At 48.7% G+C, this 22077-nt stretch carries 15 protein-coding genes and 1 tRNA gene; all 16 read right to left on the bottom strand.

All coding sequences use genetic code 11. The annotated features are described in order from the left end of the window. Positions 1 to 103: 103 nt before the first annotated feature. Positions 104 to 179, bottom strand: a tRNA-His gene (locus ACOCF6_RS19445). Positions 180 to 358: 179 nt separating this feature from the next. Then, positions 359 to 2464 carry a polyribonucleotide nucleotidyltransferase gene (gene pnp / locus ACOCF6_RS19440; protein ID WP_482461975.1) on the bottom strand — a complete coding sequence of 702 codons (2106 nt, stop codon included), beginning with the start codon at positions 2462 to 2464 and terminating at the stop codon, positions 359 to 361. 179 nt (positions 2465 to 2643) lie between these two features. Continuing rightward, positions 2644 to 2910 (bottom strand): 30S ribosomal protein S15, encoded by a 267-nt coding sequence (rpsO, locus tag ACOCF6_RS19435; protein WP_482461974.1) that lies wholly within the window; start codon positions 2908 to 2910, stop codon positions 2644 to 2646. A 116-nt stretch (positions 2911 to 3026) separates the two neighbouring features. Continuing rightward, the gene (truB, locus tag ACOCF6_RS19430) at positions 3027 to 3935 is read right to left on the bottom strand and encodes a tRNA pseudouridine(55) synthase TruB (RefSeq protein ID WP_482463407.1); all 909 of its coding nucleotides are present in this window, start codon (positions 3933 to 3935) and stop codon (positions 3027 to 3029) included. Beyond that, entirely contained in the window at positions 3935 to 4894 is a 960-nt protein-coding gene (locus ACOCF6_RS19425; RefSeq protein WP_482461973.1) for a DHH family phosphoesterase, read from the bottom strand. Before ACOCF6_RS19425 ends, truB begins: the two co-directional genes overlap by 1 nt. After that, positions 4866 to 5237 carry a ribosome-binding factor A gene (locus ACOCF6_RS19420; RefSeq protein ID WP_482461972.1) on the bottom strand — a complete coding sequence of 124 codons (372 nt, stop codon included), beginning with the start codon at positions 5235 to 5237 and terminating at the stop codon, positions 4866 to 4868. Before ACOCF6_RS19420 ends, ACOCF6_RS19425 begins: the two co-directional genes overlap by 29 nt. A gap of 80 nt (positions 5238 to 5317) precedes the next feature. Continuing rightward, positions 5318 to 7993 (bottom strand): translation initiation factor IF-2, encoded by a 2676-nt coding sequence (infB, locus tag ACOCF6_RS19415; protein WP_482461971.1) that lies wholly within the window; start codon positions 7991 to 7993, stop codon positions 5318 to 5320. Between the two features lie 5 nt (positions 7994 to 7998). Then, positions 7999 to 8601, bottom strand: coding sequence for a DUF448 domain-containing protein (locus ACOCF6_RS19410; protein ID WP_482461970.1), 603 nt, complete (start codon positions 8599 to 8601; stop codon positions 7999 to 8001). Positions 8602 to 8610: 9 nt separating this feature from the next. Next, positions 8611 to 9795: a transcription termination factor NusA gene (gene nusA, locus ACOCF6_RS19405; RefSeq protein WP_482461969.1), complete on the bottom strand. Its 1185-nt coding sequence runs from the start codon at positions 9793 to 9795 to the stop codon at positions 8611 to 8613. Between the two features lie 35 nt (positions 9796 to 9830). After that, on the bottom strand, positions 9831 to 10316 hold the full coding sequence (gene rimP, locus ACOCF6_RS19400; RefSeq protein WP_482461968.1) for a ribosome maturation factor RimP: 486 nt from the start codon (positions 10314 to 10316) through the stop codon (positions 9831 to 9833). A 116-nt stretch (positions 10317 to 10432) separates the two neighbouring features. After that, positions 10433 to 12370 carry a GspE/PulE family protein gene (locus ACOCF6_RS19395; protein WP_482461967.1) on the bottom strand — a complete coding sequence of 646 codons (1938 nt, stop codon included), beginning with the start codon at positions 12368 to 12370 and terminating at the stop codon, positions 10433 to 10435. Between the two features lie 168 nt (positions 12371 to 12538). After that, a complete protein-coding gene (locus tag ACOCF6_RS19390; RefSeq protein WP_482461966.1) occupies positions 12539 to 14089 on the bottom strand; it encodes a LysM peptidoglycan-binding domain-containing protein in 1551 nt (516 codons plus the stop codon). Between the two features lie 64 nt (positions 14090 to 14153). Further along, positions 14154 to 15731 (bottom strand): hypothetical protein, encoded by a 1578-nt coding sequence (locus ACOCF6_RS19385; protein WP_482461965.1) that lies wholly within the window; start codon positions 15729 to 15731, stop codon positions 14154 to 14156. Between the two features lie 101 nt (positions 15732 to 15832). Continuing rightward, complete coding sequence (locus ACOCF6_RS19380; RefSeq protein WP_482461964.1) at positions 15833 to 18541, bottom strand: 2-oxoglutarate dehydrogenase E1 component; 2709 nt, start codon at positions 18539 to 18541, stop codon at positions 15833 to 15835. 141 nt (positions 18542 to 18682) lie between these two features. Further along, positions 18683 to 19249: a hypothetical protein gene (locus ACOCF6_RS19375; protein WP_482461963.1), complete on the bottom strand. Its 567-nt coding sequence runs from the start codon at positions 19247 to 19249 to the stop codon at positions 18683 to 18685. A gap of 25 nt (positions 19250 to 19274) precedes the next feature. Next, complete coding sequence (locus tag ACOCF6_RS19370; protein ID WP_482461962.1) at positions 19275 to 22076, bottom strand: type IV pilus secretin PilQ; 2802 nt, start codon at positions 22074 to 22076, stop codon at positions 19275 to 19277. Position 22077 lies beyond the last annotated feature (1 nt).

Raw genomic sequence — 22077 nt, 5'->3', positions numbered from 1 at the left:
TTCAAGACAAACCAGCTCGAATACGAAAAAGCTCTCCTGCGAAGTATTCGCGGGAGAGCTTTTTATTGCAATAACCTGCCTGTATCAGCAGGTTAGATTTTTTTGGGGTGGCTGGAGGGTATCGAACCCTCGCATATGCGAGTCACAGTCGCACGTGTTAACCGCTTCACCACAGCCACCATAAAATGAACATTCTTAATAGCTCAATAGCAGCATCCAAGTCAAGCTGATTTTTTCTGCATACCCGGATAGGCCACTTTTTTCTTCAACAGTAACGACAGACCTGAAGCAGAGACAAAAAGATAGGGCGAAGCTCGACGCTTCGCCCTATCCGGGAAATCAATTGTGCTGCCGGAAGTTACTCCGCCTTTTTTGTTCCGTCAAGATTCAGACCCATAGCCTCTTTGCGAGAGAGTTTGATCTTGCCGTTCTTGTCCACGCCAATGCACTTGACCAGAACCTGGTCACCTTCGTTGAGAACATCGGTAACAACCTTGACCCTGGCGGTATCAAGCTCGGAGATATGAACAAGACCGTCGGTACCCGGCATGATCTCCACGAATGCGCCGAAATCCATGATCTTCTTGACTGTACCCATGTAGAGACGTCCCTCTTCGGCGTCTTCTGTCAGGCCGCGGATCATCTGAATGGCCAGATCACAGGCTTCCTTGCTGGTACTGGCGATGTTGATGCGACCGGTATCATCGATATCCACGGTGACGCCGGTGGTCTCGGTGATGTTGCGAATGTTCTTGCCGCCGGTTCCGATGACGTCGCGGATCTTGTCGGTCTTGACCCAGATGGTGGTGATGCGCGGTGCAAAGGGCGACATTTCGGGACGCGGTGCAGCCAGCGTTTCTGCCATCTTGCCCAGGATATGCAGACGAGCGTCGCGAGCCTGGCTGAGGGCCTTCTGCATGATATCCCTGGTCACGCCGCCGATCTTGATATCCATCTGCAGGGCGGTAACGCCATCGGCTGTTCCAGCCACCTTGAAGTCCATATCGCCCAGATGGTCCTCATCACCCAGGATATCGGAAAGAATGGCAACCTTGTCGCCTTCCTTGATCAGACCCATGGCGATACCGGCTACCGGTGCAGAGATAGGTACACCGGCATCCATCAGCGACATACAGCCGCCGCAGACGGCAGCCATGGAGGAGGAACCGTTGCTCTCCAGGGTCTCGGACACGATGCGGATGGTGTAGGGGAAATCATCATGATTGGGGAGAACAGCTGAAAGTGCCCGCTCTGCCAGCATGCCGTGACCGATCTCGCGACGACCGGGTCCCAGGCGGAAACTGGTTTCGCCAACGGAAAACGGAGGAAAGTTGTAATGCAGCAGGAAGCGCTTGCGATACTCGCCGTACAGGGAGTCCATACGCTGTTCGTCGCTGGAGGTACCGAGGGTGGCGGTAACCAGGGCCTGGGTTTCACCGCGGGTAAACAGGGCTGAACCATGGGTACGCGGCAGCAGTCCGGCTTCGGTGGAGATGGGGCGGATGGTGACTGTGTCGCGGCCATCGATACGAATGCCGGTATCGAGGACATCGGCGCGCACATGTTCATATTCAAAATCGCCCAGGAAGCCCTTGATCTGCTTGGCACTGCCCTCAAATTCTTCCTTGAGAGCCTCGATCGTTTCCGTCTTGACCAGGTCGATCTGGTTGTGGCGTTCCTGTTTGGACTTGATCTTGACCGCAGCAGCCATGCGATCAAAGGCCAATGCGCGTACCTTGGCCAATAACGGCTCATTCACGGTTACCGGTACAACGGCGCGCTTGGCGACGCCGGCCTTTTTCTGCAGCTCTTCCTGGGCCTGGATCAACGGAAGCATCGCTTCCTTGGCAAAGAAGACCGCATCGAGCAGGTCAGCCTCGGATACGAATTTCGCCTCTCCTTCGACCATAATGACCGCATCGCGGCTTGCTGCAACTACTATTTCCAGGTCACTGACCAGAAGTTCTTCAGCTGTTGGGTTACAGATCAGTTTGCCGTCTACCCGGCCGACCTTGACGCCGGCGATAGGACCCTGAAAAGGGATATCGGAGATCATCAGGGCAGCGGAAGCACCCAGCATGGAAAGAATCCCGGGATCATTGTCCTTGTCAGCCGACACGACGGTTGCCATGATCTGGGTGTCATTGAGGAATGTTTCCGGGAACAGCGGACGAATAGGACGGTCTATCAGGCGACAGATCAGCGTTTCCGGGTCGGAAGGACGCGCCTCGCGCTTGAAGAAACTGCCCGGAATCTTGCCGCCGGCATAGGCCTTTTCCGTATAGTTAACGGTCAGGGGGAAAAAATCCTGTCCTTCTTTGGCTTCTTTTTGGGCTACGGCAGTTACCAGCACCATCGTATCCCCGCTTCTCACCATCACGGCGCCATTGGCCTGTTTGGCCATCTTGCCGGTGGAGATGGTGACGGTCCTGCCACCAAACTCAACATTTACAACGTGTTCCATACTCTTCTCCATTCTTTGTTGCGTTGGGGCCGTCGCTACAACCCCATACCACTACGGCATGGGACTCTACCCACGTCCCCAACAAAAATAAAAAGGGCCGGAAAGCCCTCTTTTCACATATGGCATACTGTCAATAAAAAGGCACCCTAGCGACTGTAAGCCGGTAGAGTGCCGATCCATTACCTACGTATGCCGAGTCGCTCGATCACCGTTTTATACCTGTCTACCTCTTTGCCTTTGAGGTAATCCAGAAGCCTGCGCCTCTGGCCGACAAGCTTCAGCAGCCCTCTACGGCTGTGGTGGTCCTTCTTGTGGATCTTGAAGTGCTCGGTGAGATAGGTTATCCGCTCGGTGAGAATGGCAATCTGCACCTCTGGAGAACCTGTGTCGCTTTCATGTTTTTTGAATGAATTGATGATTTCCTGTTTCTTTTCGGTTGCCAGCACTGCTAACACCTCCTTTGTATGTACACTCTACATCTCTAGTGGTTGATTAAATCTGTTAGAACATAACCGCAAGCTAAAATTGATACCATACACGCTTCCGCATGTAAAGCATTAACTTAGATGAAAACACGCTTCAGGAGAATACGCGGCACAGCATCTACACCTAACATGCATTCAGCAACCGCAACCAGTTCCCCATTCCAGGTAAGGCGAACCATAACAGTTTCATCATGTGATGTTGGAGATGCTTCCGTTACATCCGCCCAGCCAGGCGACCTGCCGTGTCTGACATGTACTACACCGGCGTCACTCAATACCAGTTCCGGCTGATGCGAAAGCGCGGCATAAGGGCTCACCGTCAGGGCATCAAGCTCGCCGAGACGGGCGGCTTCTTCAAGTTTTTCAAGTGTCGCTGATGCAGAAATGTTAAAGGGGCCGCTTGCCAGCCTGCGCAGCTCCTTCAATGCCGCTCCACATCCAAGCAGTGCGCCGATATCATCCGCCAGCGTCCGTACATAGGTACCCCGTGAGCAGACGACCCTGAATCCGACGAACGGCAGGACAAAGGAGATCAATTCAAGGGAATAGACCGTTATCTCGCGTGCTTTGCGCTCAACAACCTGACCTTTGCGAGCCAGTTTATACAACGGCTGACCATCGCATTTGATCGCTGAATACATGGGGGGTATCTGGCTCAGCTGTCCGCTAAACTTTTTCAGTACGGACTCAACACGCTCCTGGGTAACCTCCTGCCATGCGGCTTCCCGTAAAACCGTACCGGTCATATCCAGGGTATCGGTTGCCACCCCCAGCTGCATGACCGCCTCGTAGCATTTAAGCCCTTCGTCCAGAAAAGGTATCGCCTTGGTGCCGTCATTGACCGCTATCGGCAGGACCCCCGTGGCAAAAGGATCGAGCGTGCCGGTATGGCCGACCTTGCGGGTGCCGAGTATCCGGCGGACACGGCTGACAACATCATGCGAGGTGATACCGGCCGGCTTGTCGATGACAACGAATCCATTGATCAAAGAACATCGTCCATCAGGGCATATACCCTGGCTTTGACTTCATCAATAGTTCCATCCACCGTACAGCCGGCAGCGTTGTGATGACCGCCGCCGCCCAGTGCAACAGAAAAGACCGCGACATTGACCTTACCCTTGGATCTGAAGCCGACCTTGATCAGCCGCTCTTCTATCTGACGAAAGAAAATTGCCACCTCCACCCCTTTGATGGAGCGGGGATAATTTACGAAACCATCCGTCAATTCGGCATCTGCACCGGTATTGGCATACATGTCCAACGTAACCGTTACCGAAGCGGCCAGCCCCCCCTTGATCACTTCCAGGGTCGGGAGACAGCGGGCCAGTAACTCCAGTCGCTTGCGGGGCTGATTTTCATAGAGCTGTTCGGCAACGTCCCAGGCATTAACACCCGCCTCGATCATCTCACCGGCAACTGTAAAGGCCTCGCGATTGGCATTTGAATAGCGGAATGAGCCTGTATCGGTGATTATGGAGACATATAGACAGAGAGCGGTTTCAGCATCAAAGCTGTAACCGAGCGCAGTAGCGATGCGATAGACCAGCACGCCGGTAGCGGCCGCAGATGGATCAATCAGGTTGTGAATTCCAAAATTATCACAGGACAAGTGATGATCGAGGTTGATGATTTTCCCGTTGCGCTTGAAGGAGCAGAACAGGTCTCCAGCGCGTCGCAGCTCGCCGATATCCAATACAAAAGCGACATCAAAAGCACGATCGGGAATTGTTGTGCTAACAGTGTTTACACCTGGCAGGAAACTATACAGCTCAGGAACGGAATCCTGGAGGTGCACATGCACATCTTTACCGATTTTCCGTAATAGCGAGGCCAGGGCGAGTGTAGAACCGACGGCATCACCATCGGGACCCTCGTGGGATGTCAGCAGGAAGGAGTGATTGGTGCGTATCTCTTCAGCGATCTTCTGTATTGTCCCCATCATGCTCTTTGTCTATCTCCCTGAGGATAGTATCGATATGATTACCGTATTCCTGTGAATGATCGTACGTAAAGGTAATTTCCGGCAGCAGACGCAGGGAAAGCACCTTGCCCAGCTCACGGCGGATGTAGCCTTTTGCGCTGTTGAGGCCGGCCTCGCTATTCTTCTTGGCAAGGTCATCACCAATCACCGTAAAGAAGACCTTCGCCAGGCGCAGGTCAACGGTCACATCCACAGCAATGATCGTGACAAAACCGATTCTGGGGTCATTCAATCCCCTGGACAGAATGGAAGATATGGTTTCATGGATGGTTTCGGCTACTTTATCACATCGTTTATGCTTCATACATCTTCCAGGGTCATGAACAAATAGCGAGATAAAAGGGTTTCCCCTCTAACCTCGCCACCTGTCCAATGCCGATAGTATTAAAGTTTTGTTGCGATCTTCTCTATCTCAAACGCTTCGATGATATCGCCCACTTTGATATCATTGTAATTCTCAATGCCGATGCCGCATTCATAGCCGCTGGCTACTTCTTTCACATCGTCCTTGATACGGCGTAATGACGAAAGCTTGCCTTCGTGTACCACGACATTGTCGCGCAGCAATCGAATCTGCGCGTTACGCAGCATTTTGCCGTCCAGGATATAGGAACCGGCAACATTGCCGATTTTGGGTACCGAAAACACCTCGCGTATTTCGGCCCTGCCCAGGAATTTCTCCTTGAGCGTCGGTGCCAGCAACCCTTCCATGGCCTTTTTCACATCTTCAACCGCATCGTAGATGATGCTGTAGAGACGTATATCAACCCCTTCCTTCTCTGCCAGACTTTGGGCCTTGACTTCCGGTCGCACGTTGAAGCCGATAATGATGGCATTGGATGCTGCCGCCAGGTTAACATCTGTCTCTGTGATCGCACCAACCGCGTTATGCAGCACATTGAGTCTGACTGCATCGGTAGAAAGTTTGCGAAGCGACTCACCAACGGCCTCGATCGAACCGTGCACGTCACCCTTGATGATAACGTTGAGATCCTTGACCTCACCGCTCTGAATCTTTTTGTAGAGATCCTCAAGCGACAGCTTGGTATGCTTGGCCAGTTCGACCTCGCGATGCTTGATCTGCCGCAAGGTTGCGATCTCTTTGGCCTGTTTCTCGTCTTTCATGGCGACGAAGACATCACCGGCATCCGGCACTCCGGAGAGTCCGACGAGCTCAACCGGCATCGACGGTCCAGCCTCGTGAACCTTTTCACCACGGTCGTTCTGCATGGCTCGAACACGCCCTGAATGCACACCAACGACACAGTAGTCACCGTTTTTCAGCGTACCTTCCTGAACCAGAACCGTGGCAACCGGGCCGCGCCCCTTATCCAGCTTGGCCTCAACAACGGTTCCCTTGGCCAGTTTATTGGGGTTCGCCTTCAGTTCCATCACGTCGGCCTGCAACAGAATCATCTCCAGCAATTCCTCAAGGTTGGTGCGCTTTTTGGCGGATACCTCCACCATGGTTGCATCTCCGCCCCATTCAGAAGAAACAAGCCCGAACTCCATCAGTTCACGTTTGACATTTTCCGGACGGGCATCCGGCTTATCGATCTTGTTGACTGCCACGATAATTGGTACTTCGGCCGCCTTGGAGTGATTGATGGCCTCACGCGTCTGGGGCATGACGCCGTCATCGGCAGCTACGACCAGAATAACAATATCAGTCACCTTGGCGCCGCGGGCTCGCATGGCGGTAAAGGCTTCATGACCCGGGGTATCGAGGAAGGTAATCTTTCTACCATTCAGCTCAACATCGTAGGCGCCGATATGCTGGGTGATGCCGCCGGCCTCACCGGCAATAACGTTTGCCTCGCGGATGGCATCCAGCAGAGAGGTTTTACCATGGTCGACATGACCCATGATTGTAACCACAGGAGGACGTTTTTCCAGAGTTTCAGGCGCATCCGGAGTCGATTCAAGAATTTCGTCCAGGTCAACGGCAACATTTTCCACTTCGTAGCTGTACTCGGCAGCCAGAATCACTGCGGTGTCAAAATCAAGCGGATGGTTAATCGTAACCATCATGCCCATCTTCATAAGAGACTTGATCAGGTCGTTTGCTTTTATTCCCATCCGCTTGGCCAATTCGCCAACACTGATGGTTTCAGAAATCTTGATGATACGCTTGATGGCCTTGGGAACAGTGATCTCGGTACTGCGTGTAGATGTTGATACGCGTTCTTTGCCCCGTTTTTTGGAACCTCTGTAGACCGGATCAAACACCCGCTCGCGTTTTTCGAGAATCTCCTGTTTTCTGGGTTGCTCCTTCTTTTTGGCAGGAGCAACGTTTTTCTTGCCACCCTTTCCGGCATCAGGACCGAATGAAGGCCCATCTTTCTTTACACCCGGGCGACGGGTATCGCCGGTCGGAGGCGCGGCCGGTGCAACCTGCACCTGCTTCATACGCGAACGATCTGCATCGGATGTTCCGCCCGCCGGGGCTGGGCGCCTCTGGGCTGTGTCACCGGGCCGCGGTGTTGATGGACGCTCTCCAGGACGTGTTTCTCCTGGACGGCTTGGTGCTGGACGAGTGCTTGCAGGTCTCTGCGTTGTTGCGGCAGGCGCATCTTTTGAAACTACCCGTGTCGGCCGGTTGGTCACACCGGGGATTTCCATACGACCAAGGATACGGGCCTGATTGGGACCGGCCTTCGCTTCGACAGGCGCTGCAACCTTTTCAACAACGACGGCCTCCGGCACAACTTCGACCTTAGGCACCTTAGGCGTATCCGCGACAGGGACAACTTCCGGGGCAACAGGAGTTTCAACGATGGCCGGTTTTTCAACCACCGGAGCTTCCGGCACAGCAACTGCGACTTCAGCAGGCTCAACCGGTACAACCTTGGCACGACGTCGGATTATGGTAGTCGTCACCCTGACTTCATCAGCGCCACTCCCGATCGACTTAGGGCTTTCCAGCCTGCTGACTACATCTTCATCTACCAGTGATGTAGCAGTTTTTGCCTCGACACCGATATCTTTGAGCCGGGAAATCACTTCCCGGGTCTCTAATCCCAACCTCTCGGCCAGGTTACTCACACGTATTTTGCTCATAGGTTCTACACCTCCCCCAGGAAGTTTCTGAATCGTTCAATTTCTTGCGACAGCTGTGCCACAAATCCGCCGGCCTTTATGGCAATCGCGCTACGGGGCGCCTTACCAAGAATGGCGCCAAAATCATCTTTCGTCATAATATGTAGAGATGCGATGCCATGCACTTCGGCAAGCAGTATGATCTTATCCCCGATACTTGCGGATACATCCTTGGCCACCAGAACCAGCCCAGGCTTATGGGCACCTCTGATAGCGTCCGTGACCATGGAACCACCAGAGATGATTTTTCCGGCCCTGTTGGCTAACCCGATATATCCAAGTATGCGCCCATGCATGATACCGGCAACCTGTGCAACCATTTCATCGGGCGGCACGGTTACAACTTCGTGTTTGAAAGCGCGGCTGAACTGCCGCTGCTTAAGAGCGGCACGCACGCATTGCTCGCTGATGCAGGTATATGCCCCTCTGCCCGGCAGTTTCGACTCGATATCCGGCACAACCTCGCCTTGAGGTGAGAGTACAAAACGGATCAACGAATCCTTGTCGCGGGCCTGACGGCACCCCAGACAACTGCGTTGCGGTTTTTCCTGCTGCTTCTGCCGGGGCATGCCCGCAGGTTACTCAGCCTGCTTTTCGGCAGGCGCGTCAACAACAGTCTCAAGTGGTTCCGATGCTGCCTCAGCAATTCCGGTATCTTCCACCGGCTCTTCAGCTTCAAGCTGTGTGCCGTCAAAGGAGGCAAAATCCTGCTGTTCTTCAGCTTCGGCAACCTTTGATTCGCTTTTGATATCGATACGGCAGCCGGTCAAACGTGCCGCCAGACTGACGTTCTGGCCACGCTTGCCGATAGCAAGCGAAAGCTGATCATCGGCAACGATTATCTCCAGGGCGCGGCTATCCTCATCTACAAACACCTTGGAAACCTGGGCTGGCGACAGGGCGTTGCAGGCAAAACGGGCGATATCCTCTGACCAGGGAATGATGTCGATCTTTTCACCTCGGAGTTCGGAAACTACATTCTGGACCCTGGCTCCCCGCATACCGACACAGGCTCCGACCGGATCAACATCCCGATCATTTGAAGATACGGCAACCTTGGCACGGCTTCCGGGATCACGAACAACGGCATTGATCTCGACAATGCCCTCGGCAATCTCGGGAACTTCAGCCTCGAACAGCTTGGCCAACATACTGGGGTGGGTGCGGGAGAGTATAATCTGAGGACCCTTGGTGGTCATACGGATTTCGGTAATAATCGCACGAATCCTGTCCCCCGGACGATAGACCTCACGAGGCATCTGCTCTTTGGATGGCAGGACCGCTTCGGCTCTTCCCAGATCAACCAGCAGTTCACCTTTCTCAAAACGACGCACCATACCGGTGATTATTTCCCACTGACGGTCACTGTATTCATTGAAGATCGTCTCACGCTCGGCCTCGCGCACCTTCTGAATGATGACCTGTTTGGCTGTCTGTGCTGCTATCCGGGTAAAACCGCTGGCATCAAGCTTCTCACCAAGAGAATCGCCGATTTCAACGTCCGGATCGATTTCTTTCGCCTCTTCAAGATCGATTTCTTTATAGGAATCCAGAACCTCATCCACAACAACCACAAATTCAAACAGTTCAACCTCACCGGAATCAGGATTGTAGCGGGCTTCAAGCTCACGGGTATTGCGGTATTTTTTGTTGGCAGCCGTCAATACCGCCTGTTCCATAGCCTCAATGACTACATTACGGTCGATACCCTTTTCTTTCACAATCTGCTCTATGGCATGTTTGATACTAATAGTGGCTTCCACGGTTGCTTCTCCTTGCTAACGTAAATGAAATCAGATCAAAATTCGAATTCCAGATTTGCCTTGGCTACCCGTTCTAACGGAATGGATGCAGTCTGCCCTTCCTTGAGCGTCATCCTAATGGAACCATCCACAAGACCGTCAAGGGTACCCAAAAACGTTTTACGCTTGTTGCCGGAATCATCGAGAAACTGATCGTATGTGCGGACCTTGATTAAGCGACCAACATAACGCTGATAATCCTCCGGTTTTTTCAGCGGTCGATCAAGCCCCGGCGAGGAAACCTCCAGCGTATAGTTGACGGTAATAATCTCTTCAACATCAAGGATGGCTGACAATTCATGGCTTACATAAGCACAATCATCCAGTGCAATACCGCCCTCTTTGTCGATAAACAGCCGCAGTACGGCTTCCTTACCCATTCGTACGAATTCGATATCAACCAATTCAATGCATTTCGAATCAAGAATCGGCTGGGCAAATCCGCCCACCAGTTCACAAATATTGTCTTTACTTTTCGCCATAACGTCTCTCAAAACAAAAAAAGTGAGCCTTGGGAGCTCACCTTTCACGTGAACAAAAATTTTATGATATTTACCACGGCAAACTGTTGAATGCAAGCATTTTTTAAAGTACGGAGCTACTTGATGCACACTCTCCGCACTTCGTGAATATCAGTCAATCCTTGAAGAACCTTGAGTATGCCATCCTGTTTCAAGGTGGTCATACCATCCAGTGCTGCCTGTTCACGGACGGAGTCCGTATCTGATCGGCGCTTAATGAGGCCTTTGAGTTTTGAGGTACACTCCAGCACCTCGTGAATGCCAAGTCTGCCGCGATAACCGGTGTGTCCACATCGATCACAGCCTACAGCTCTGAACATGGTTATATCGACCTTATCCATACCGGTAAATGCAAAATCATCACGGCCATATTCGTCGATCAAATCCTCAATCTCGGCCTCCTCCGGTTGAATGCTCTGCTTGCATTCTACACACAGACGCCGTGCCAGTCGCTGTGCCAGGATACAGACAAGAGAATCGGAAAAGCTAAATGGATCAAGTCCCATCTCCAGAAGACGGGTAACCGTCTCAGGTGCTGAATTGGTATGCAAGGTCGAAAACACCAGGTGGCCCGTTAAGGATGCTTCCACGGCGGTGCTGGCCGTTTCTTCATCCCGCATTTCGCCCACCATGATAATATCCGGGTCGAGCCGCAAAAACGAGCGCAAGGCAGCTGCAAAGGTAAAACCGATGCGGGGATTGATCTGCACCTGGCGCAAGCCGGGCTGGGTAATCTCGACCGGATCTTCGGCCGTCCATATCTTGCGGTTGCTCTGATTGATGAGTGCCAGACCGGAATGGAGCGTCGTCGTCTTCCCCGAGCCGGTAGGGCCGACAACCAGGACCAGGCCATGCGGGCTCTTAAGTGCATCATTAAAAACACGCAGGTTGCGTTCGGTCAACCCCAGCTGATTGAAGGAAATCGGCTCACCACTGTTAAGCACGCGAATCACAACGTCCTCGAGCCCTCCCACGGTCGGCATCGTTGCCACCCGCAATTCGATATCCAGAGGTCCGAATTTTTTGAAGTCGATCTTTCCGTCCTGAGGTTTGCGCCGCTCGGCGATGTCGAGTTCGGCCATGATCTTTATGCGAGACGGGATAGCAAACTTGTACTTGTACGGAATCTTCTGGTAAATGGAGCATTGACCATCAATGCGAGTACGAACGACAACGTCCTTCTTGCCCTGATATGGTTCAATATGGATGTCGGAAGCCTTGCTCATGTAGGCATCATAAACGATCTTGTTAACCAGCTTGACTATGACACTATCTTTTTCAGTTACTTTTTTGGTTTCTTCTTCAACTTCAGGCTCTTCACCGGCAGACGTCCTGCTGAGCAGCTTGTCGATACTGTCCGGAACGATGTCCAGATTGACTTCGTCGCTTGCGGATGTCGTGGCAGCAGCAACATCGATATTGTAGAGATGCTTCAGTGCCTTATAAATGCTGGTTTCCGTAGAAATTGCAGAGATGATTCTGAGACGGATACTGTCTTCAAGCTCCCTGATGTCATGATTCTTCAAGGGTTCTGCCATCGCCAGGGTAAGTGTATTGCCGATTTTTGAGATTGGCGCAATGCGCTGTTTCTGGGCATAAACAGCACTGATATAGCGAGACAGGGAAAGATCCAGATCAAAACTGTTGATCAGCACATAGGGCAGATCATACTGACTGGCCACTGCTTGAGCCATCTGCTCTTCATCAACATAGCGCAGCTTGAGGAGGGACTTTTCGATCGAGATATTGCTTTGTTTACTGACTTCTCGTGCATGGGAAAGTTTCTGTTGGTCGATCAGGGCACTTTTCAGAAGAATATCAGTCAATTTTCGACGTTTATTTTTCTGATCAAGGACAAAGCTGAGATCACTCTCCTTGACGAATCCAAGCTTACAGAGGAGTTGCCCGATTGGCTGGTCGGGAAAAACCTTTTGAAGTTCAAGCGCCTCCAGCAGCTGTTCCTGGGAGATCAGCTGCTGCTCAACTAACAGTTCTCCAACTTTTTTCACACTCATACCGTTGCATCCTCATCTTGTTGATACGTGAACCTAAAAACGCCCGCAATGTTCACGAGCGTTTAGTAAGTTAGAAGTTATATTCTGCGCTTTTCAGGCAGAAAACAACTTCGTTAACGCACTTATCCTGTTTATCAGGGTTAGGAAGACGTAAAACAAGTTAACGTTTCACCTGGAAGTAATGATGTACCCATTTTCAGTGAGAATGTCGCGGATTACACGATCCAATTCAAGATTGGTCAGAAAAATGCCGTTGACGGGAAATCCAGGCCCTGCCAACTTATATCCCGACATCTGAAGAGAAAAATTAGCTCCCAGTTCGTGACTCAGCGTGTGCTGCGAGTAGGCACCTTGAATTCGCATACGAGACAGTAATTTTTCGGTAATTTTTCGGAAATCATCCTGCGCTTCAAGAATGGTGACCTGATAACCCTTCATCTCCAGGATACGGAAAAGGGTGTAGGTTACCGGATCTCCATCGAAGCGGGTGACAACAAATCGCTGTCCACCTCTCTCAAAAGAACGTTCAGCTTTGACCGAAAGCGAAATACCGTTATTGTCCGCAGCAAAAACGTCCAGACGCTTATCTTTGTCGGGAGTTACTGAAACGGATGTTAGCAGCGCATCAATGATATCAATCGGATTCTTTGTAGTTATATGGTACATCGCTTGTGAGGCCGCAGGAACAAACGGCTGAAGAGAGGCAAACGGCTCATACACCGTGAATCCCTCTTTTTTGAGCAAATTTCCAATCACTGAAGGAAGCGGCATCCGACCCGAATTCATCAGGACAATATCCTGTTTCATGAGACTTTCGGAGGTTTTTTCAATCTTGAAATCGGACCGGACCGTCAGCTTCGGATCAATTCCGAAATCCATCCTGAAGTCTTCCTCAAGGGAATAAAAGCCGGCAGACTCGAGCATAGCAGCAAGAAAGCGCTTACCGTTAACAGCAGATTCAGATACGATCCGTACCGATGGATCCTTTTCCGTAATCAGTGTTTTAACTAATTGCGGAATAGAAGCACTCTGGTCGACCAAGATTCTGCCGTTATCCATGGTGGCAAAGACTGGATATCTTTGGGGGTCCAGGGTCAGGGAAAATGTAGGCGATTCCAGCATAACCGGTTTCTGCTCACCCTTGAGAGGCGGCACGATCCTGTCCCATACCTGCCTGACCTTGTCACAGGACTCCTGCTCAGACAGTGAGCTTTGGGGTGATTCCAGCCTGAAACCTACCGTTCCTGCTGCTACGGCAACCTGTGGCACAGGGATGCCCTTAAGCGAACCATCAGCTCTGCGCCGCACTGCAGGGATAATGATTTTCTGTCCTATTTTGAGGCGTTTGATATCATAGATATTGTTTTCGCGACGAATCTCTTCGACGAACATCTCAGCTTCATCATTACTGAGCCCAAAGTCGCGAATGAGAATCTTGAACAGATTATCTCCAGCCTTGACAACATGCAGTGTCTCATGAGCAGAGGCTGAATCAGGACTCTTGTGTTTACGGATGTGCTTGGAAGGCGTGCTGACCTTTGTTTTGGTTTTAGTTGTTTTTGCCGGTTGCACGCCCAATGCCTGTGGATCAAGCTCAAAACGCGGATCCATTGCAGCTTTTGCCGGCAGTACCGATAGCAGAAGTGACAAACCGGATACAACCGCCAATGTCCGACTGAAACAGCGTAAAGACAACATTGCTTCTGCTCGTGAAGACATTCGTAACCTTTCATTCTAAGATCGCAACACCACTACACTTCAAAAAAATAACGACCTACGGCGTTCAATCAAGCGAAACAACAAATGCCCGCAGAGTTGATTTATTGCGATATATCAACAGCTCTGCTTTCTGACCTACTGATGCCCGTAAGATGTCATAGCCAAGCTTCTTCTCTCGCGAATTCACGCGGTATTCACTGTCCCCCAGCAACTCAATCAAAATGGACTTCAGCCTGGGTTCACTGATGCTATGGTCTTTTATAGCGAGCACCTGTAGTGCCTTAATTTTGCCAGCAGAGCGGAAGACTCGATACTCCATAGTTGTATCAACATAGCGCTCCCATCCGGGCTTCAATGTTGCATAAGAACTATCCAAACCTGCGAGTGGTATGAATGTTGGTAATGCGGACGTTTCGTCCTTCTGAATTGGCGGAGAAACGGGCCTCTGAACAAGAGCCGCAGGTTCAGCCGGGCGTGTCAGAGGAGCAGTGGCAACCGACTGAGGAGCAGGTTTAGATTGGAATGTCAATAGATGCGAGTCCTGATTTAAGAGATACCATACACAGCCTCCGACACACACTATCAAGACAGCAGCTATTGGCACATATCGTTTCCAGCCACCTGATTGAGAATAATAATTTGCCTCAAAGACACGTAATAAATCGTCAGATACTACATCTTCCGAGGGTCTTTCACCTCCTATGAAGAAATCCGCAGGTGATGCCTGTTGAATCGGCGGTGTTTGCGGCACTGGCCGAGGTGCAGAAATCCCTTCAGTGCTATTGAATGATGGCAATTCAGTGGATTTAGAAGGTGCACTCCCTTTTTTCGCAGATTCAGGGAGCACGACAGCAGAGGGAGCAACAGATTCAGCAGTATCCTTATGCTTCTTGGATACAGACTTCTGATTCAGTGGGGAAATTTCTGGCATGTGCACAGGTATTGACGGTTTCATTTTCGAGACGTCAGATGCTGTGACGGCTGCAGCAGCTTCAACAGGACGAAGGACTTTGCTGGTTTCGGAAACCATTTCCGCCAATTGATCATGGGGTGATGAAACCACATGGAACTGCTCATCGGCAGATTTTGACAGATCAGATAAATCTGCTGTCTGGAATTTGATTTCAGCGGTTTCCGGTCCGGAGTTATCCAGATTTGAGAGAAAATCATCTACGAGTTTATCAGCAAAGGCGCGATTACCATCTGGCACGACAACAGCATCCCCAAGCACGGCAGTATTTAACTTGGGGGGAATATATATTTTTTCCCACTGGGGAACACCAAGTAGGGATTTGAGAGTCGCCTGGATATCGGCCACAATAGTTGCATCGGCTTGAGATAAATCAATCAGGTAGTCAAACAGTCCTTTAATCGGATTGGCCTTTGTACTGCCCTCGTGCATAAAGATGAATGAGGGGGCGCTGGCGCCAAGCAGCATCTGGATATGTCGGGCAACACTCTCACCAGTAACGCCGGCGATCTGATCCTGAATAAAAACTGTAGCAGGCCGCTTCTCAAATACATCTTTCAAGCCGTAGTCAAAATCGCTGACAATATCAATTTTGACCTTCAAGAAAGGCTGGAGAGCGGTCCTGATCGCTTCGATTTTGGTACTGTTAGTTATGAATAACAGATTTACCATGAAGACCCTTTTATACGTTTTGTCATGTATTTACACTGCTGCTGATGTTTTTGTCAACTGTCTTGCTCAAGTAACATAAGCGTTTTTCCACACAAAACAATTTAAATTTCGAATGCCGATTTTATTATCGCAGCCTGCTGTTCAACATGCAGGTGATGCGAACCAACTGCGGGACAAGAGTCGGCAGGACGACCAACAAAACGGAGTGCCCCACATCGTTCGGACAATCCCTGCCTGATATGCTGCCAAGCACCCATATTTTCCGGTTCCTCCTGAACCCAGACAAAGCTGCTTCCAGATGGAACTCGCGCGAATACATCTTCGATCAGGTCAAAGCGTAACGGATACAGTTGTTCTATACGGATAATTGCAGTATCAATAATACCGCGTTTTTCACGTTCTTCGATAAGGTCATAAAAAATCTTACCCGAACATATCAGCACACGTCGCACAGATGACTGAGCCGCAATATCGGCAATCACTTCGTGAAACGAACCATCACAGAAATCTTCGGAAAAAGAGACACAACGGGGATGCCGCAACAGACTTTTGGGGGTAAATAGTATCAATGGCTTGCGAAACGATTGTATCATCTGACGTCGCAACACATGAAACATCTGGGCAGGCGTTGTAGGATTGGCAACAATCATATTGTTCCCTGCACATAATTGCAAGAAACGTTCGATGCGGGCGCTTGAATGTTCGGCGCCCTGTCCTTCGTAACCGTGCGGCAACAGGAGCACAAGTCCGCTGGCTCGATTCCACTTGGTTTCGCCGCTTGCAACAAACTGGTCGATAATAACCTGTGCCCCGTTTGCAAAATCGCCGAACTGGGCCTCCCAGACAGTCAAACCATGCGGTGTCTCAATAGAATATCCATACTCAAATCCCAACACCCCGAATTCAGAGAGCAAACTGTCCCAGGACTGAAAAACAGCGCCATCCCTGGCTACAGAAGCCAGCGGGGTGTAGGTACTGCCATCATTCATATCATGCAGAACTGAGTGACGGTGACTGAAAGTACCACGCCGTGTGTCCTGACCTGAGAGACGCACAGAAACACCCTCATCAAGTAGCGTGGCATAGGCAATAGTCTCGGCATTACCCCAATCAACTCCGGTATTTTTCAGTACTGACTCGAATCGTTTCTGCACCAATGCATGTACTTTTGCGTGGGGACTGAAACCAGGGGGCAACTTTGCCAGATTCCGCGATAACAGAAGTAGTTTTTCTGCCGGTATGCTGGTATCCACAACGTCATAGCTAAACTCGCGAGAAACAGAACTCCACGCATCATGAAAACCAACGCTCTTTTTCTGGGGAGTCTTTTCAAAGCATTCCTCAAGCCGATTTACGACATCACGTTCAATCTTTTCAAGCATGAATGCTTCAATTCCATCTTCCAAGAGTACATCGGAATAGATTCTGTTTACTGCTGGGCGTGAAGTGATTTGACGGTACATCAGCGGTTGTGTAAATGCAGGCTCATCACCCTCATTGTGCCCATGGCGGCGATAGCAGATTAGTTCTACCACAACATCCCTTGCGAACTCCTGACGATATTCCAAAGCAAGTCGAACAGCGTGCAAGGCTGCTTCAGGCGATTCGCCTTGAACATGAAAAACCGGACAGGATAGCATCTTGGCTACGTCTGTTGCATATAACGTTGAACGGGCATCACGGGGAAGTGTGGTAAATCCGATCTGATTATTTATCACAATATGGAGAGTACCACCAGTACGATAACCCTCCAACTGCGACATGTTAAGAGTTTCCATGATGCTGCCTTGACCTGCGAATGCGCTGTCACCATGTATCAAGAGTGGCAACACCCTTCGTGCGTTTTCGTTGCCACACTGATCCTGGCGGGCACGGCACTTGCCTTCAACAACCGGATTGACCGCCTCAAGGTGACTCGGGTTAGCGGCCAGCGTCAAGTGAACGTTCCCATCTGTAAGCTTTCTTTCTGCGGAATACCCCTTGTGATACTTGACATCACCATCACCAACGAATCCAACCGCACCTGCATCGCGAAATTCTGCAAAAATATTTTCGTATGGCATCCCCAATATATGTGCAAGAACATTCAATCGACCGCGATGAGCCATGCCGAATACAATATCGATAATACCAGCCGACGGACATTTGCAGATAATTGCGTCAAGCACTGGAATCAGAATCTCGCAACCCTCCAGGGAAAAACGTTTCTGGCCGGGAAAACGGCGTTGCAAAAAAGATTCAAACAAAGCTGTTTCATGCAATTTTTCCAGAAGATATAAGCGCTCTTCAAGCAACACTTCGGGCCGATTACGACAAGGTTCCATTCTGTTGATCATCCATTGACGTTCAACAGGGTCCTGAATATGCATGAACTCGACACCGATTTCCCGACAGTAAGTTTCCTGCATTGTAGCAACTATTTCTCGCAATGTGGCAATTGGCTTAATATAGCGAGGAGAACAGAAGTTCACATCAAGGTCGTCTTGATCTAGACCAAAGTTGGACAATGATAATAGTGGATGTTCCAGCAGACAGGGGGAAAGTGGGTCAATACACGCTTGGAGATGACCAATTGAACGGTAACGATAAATCAGGGACTGAATTCCAGACACATTTAATGAATAAGATCTATAAAAATCATGCAAAAAATCAGCACTACTAGGATGATCAACTCCAAGACGAAAACCAGAAAAAAAATGTTGCCAATCCTCGGTAATAGAAGTCGGATCTGCATTCCAACTTTTATAGTGAAATTCAATCCATTCTTCAGATATATTTTGCAGGAATTGAGTATCAGACAAACGTTTCATTAGCTTCTCTCACATTATCTCTATATTTAAATTAAAATTTTACAATTTAAACTATAGTAATATAAACAAAATATCTTGTAATAAAAAAACCTCTGAGATAATGAATCACAGAGGTTTGAGTAAATATTATTAATATCGAATTTATTTTGTTATAAACACATTACCTATAGCTGACACAGAAACATTGCTACCATTTTTAACCTCATATCCGTTGAACGTGATTCTAAGTCTGTAATTTAAGTAGTCTGATGCAGATGACAGTGGTCTATTATTTTTTAAATATAATCTCTGTGTAGGTGATAGAATGGGAAGATTCTGTATATCATTAGTCCCACCAGCTGGAATCAGCTGAGTAATAGTATAATTCATAGGAGGAATCATCAACGCGGAACCTGCACCAACAGGAAGAGCATCTACGTATTCATATGTAATTACTTGTGAAGTAATGTTCACATCAGAAGCCATAGCTCCCGCATTTGCGTTTATTACTGACTTCAAAGAAAAGTCCATAGTAGGACCAAAATTTAAGCTTGAACTTGAGTATGAAGTAAATACTGCCAACGATGTACCATCCTTAACTTTAGCCTGAAGGGCAACTGTAGTGCTTTGAGACTGGCCAGTCGATCCACTTCCCCCTCCACCACAGCCAAAAAGACTAAGTATAAAAGCTGATGTAACTATAATCTGAAGAAATGATCTTTTAGTCATACTAACACTCCTAAAACATTATAATTTAAATTGAGTTAAGTATTCTGGGCGTTATAAAAATAAGCAGTTCCGTCTTAACTTTGGTTTTATTATTAGATTTAAATAGTTTTCCCAGAAAAGGAATATCCATTAAATAAGGCACACCATCATCTGATTCATTGTCGCTATCTACGTATATTCCGCCTATAACTGTTGTCTCACCATCGCGCAACAACATCTCAGTAGTCGCCTGCTTTTTATTTATCGCAGGGGCTGTACTTCCGCCAGTTGCCTGACCAACAGAGTCGTTCTTTGCATCTATTTTCATTCCAATAGTGCCATTTGCATTTATATGCGGGGTAACTTCAAGAGAAAGTGCTGCCTCAACAAACTTGGTTTCAACTTTATCTGATGTAGAAGATGTATATGGAACCTGCTGACCTTGTGTAATCTTGGCAGTTTTGTTATTAAGTGTCGCAACTTTTGGTGTTGAAACAATTTTTACTAAACCAGCACTTGCTGCTGCATTCAAGCGAAGATCTAGTGAAATATTACTGCCAAGTGTACCAAATGAAATCCCCATTGCGCCACCAGAGTTTCCACTTAGACCAGAAGTAGGTGCAGGCGTTGATGCAAGCCCACCAAAACTTGTATCCAACTGATTAATTCCCATAAATGATGCCGAACCATCTCGATAGTGGAGGCCCCAGTTAACACCAAGGCTACGAGTAAAAGTAGAAGTTGCCTCGACGATACGGGCTTCAATCATAACCTGCTTTTCAGGTACATCAAGCTGAACAATAAGCTTCCTCATATCGTCCAAAACTTGAGGAATATCTTTGACGATTATCTTGTTGGTACGGGCATCTTGAGCAATGGTGCCACGCTCTGTTTTAAGATTGTTGAGTTGCGTAACTATACTTCCAATATCCGAATAGTTGATATTGAACATTTCAGCTTTAAGTTCAATAGCTTTTGTTAACGCTTTTTTTAGTTCCTGCTCTTCTTCTGCCTGAGACTTGAACTTACCTTTACCCTTGATAATGATAATGTTTCCATCTTCTCGTTTATCCAGACCCTTAGTATCAAGAATTATATCCAGAGCTTGGTCCCAAGGGACATTAACAAGTTTGATACTTATAGTTCCTGTTACATCATCACCCAGTACAAAGTTTTTGTTGCTTACTTCCGACAATAATTGAAATATTTTTCGCACTTCAGCATCTGCAAATTCAAGAGTAACTTTACGTCCTCTATAAGAACGGGATGAATCGAGTGATCTAACAGATGAATCCGATGATGGAGATAATTCTGACGCAAGTTCTGAGTCCTTAGTATTTATAACTTTATCAGACTTAGGTGCTCGAGCCTTTACATCCTGGATTGCAGCAGATATTTTTTCAGCTGTTAAACCTTCAGGGTTTTTAAAATCTACAAAAAGCATGTCGCCTTCTTGCCGGAATTCAAAGGAGGCAGCAACTCGCATTGCTATACGAATTTTTGTATCGACTCCCTTTTTCGTCTTAACTACAAGAGGGGTAATGCGCAAAACAGGAGAGACGAATGACTGCGCTTCAAGCGACCGCTGTAGTTGCTTGGACAATCCGGCATTCTTTATTGTCAACGTCACAAATCCGGGAGTTTTGATAGGTTTTTCAACGCTGACGTCACCCTTAATCTTTACAGCAACCCTTGAAATCCCTTCGATTACCTGAAAATCGATCATCTCTACACTTGCTGGTCCAGCAGTAGTTGAAGACGACGTCGCCTTGGTTACATCTGATTTAACTACTTCAACCGGTAGATTTTGTTTTGCGCCGTTAATCTTAGATGAATTTACAGGCTTAGTAACTTCAGTTACATCATCTTTATTTTTAGGAACAACTGCAGACAGCGGTGCAGTTACCACAGCTTTTTTTTCTGATTGGGCTACCACCAATTTAGAATGTGAATTTTCATCTGGTTTTATGTTAAGGGAAACAATTAAACCTGTTGAAGATTTTTCAGCTGATGCCTCCGGAAAACTTCCATTAACAGAATCAAGAACAACTCGAACTTTGTCGGGATACAGACCAATTCGGGCAGAGGCTACACCTGCAGAATTGAGTGGAATAATTCGTGAAGATAGAGATAATTGAGTATCTATTAAATCGACCACGAATCGCTCAGGCTTGCTAAGTCGGAAGGTCTTAAACTCGCCAACTCCGCCGTCAACAGATAAAACAATAGTTCCATTCACCACAGCCACAGAAGTTAATTTTCTGATTGAACTGGCATTCGATGTTGTATTTACAATTGCTGAAGGAGCGGAACTTGTAGAAACCGTTTTTTCTATTGGCACAACAGGCTTTGTATCAACGTCAACTGGCTTGGCTGGAGTCGGGGTAACTGCTGCGAGCGCAGGAAAAGATATTCTCAGTTCACCTGGCTTTAAAGCCGAGGCAGAAATTACCGCTTCGGCATCCATATTCAGTTCAATATCAACTCGCGTGAGTACGCCCGCATCAGTATCAAAACGGGTAGCAGTAACAGTCTTGAAATTTCCTTTATTAAATACTAACGGGGAATTAATTACACCTTGAGCTGCCTGTGAGAGGTCAATTACCAAACGCAAAGGTGCTGTTGTTTTATAACTAGTGTAAGTTGCAGGAGATGACAATTTAATTATAAGTTCAGTTGCATCCCCCTCACCAGATACATTGATTGACTTGATTGCAGCAAGTTTTCCAGGAGGAGACTTGATGCCATCTTGCGCAGATTCCGCTGTACCTGGCATTGCTGTCACGAGGCCTGCCAACACAACTACGGCAAGCGCAAGAATCATAGATGCTTTTGTCATCCACTTCATG

The sequence above is a fragment of the Geobacter psychrophilus genome, assembly GCF_056821595.1.
Note: the sequence above shows the minus strand (reverse complement) of the source record. Positions and strands in the feature narration are given on the sequence as shown.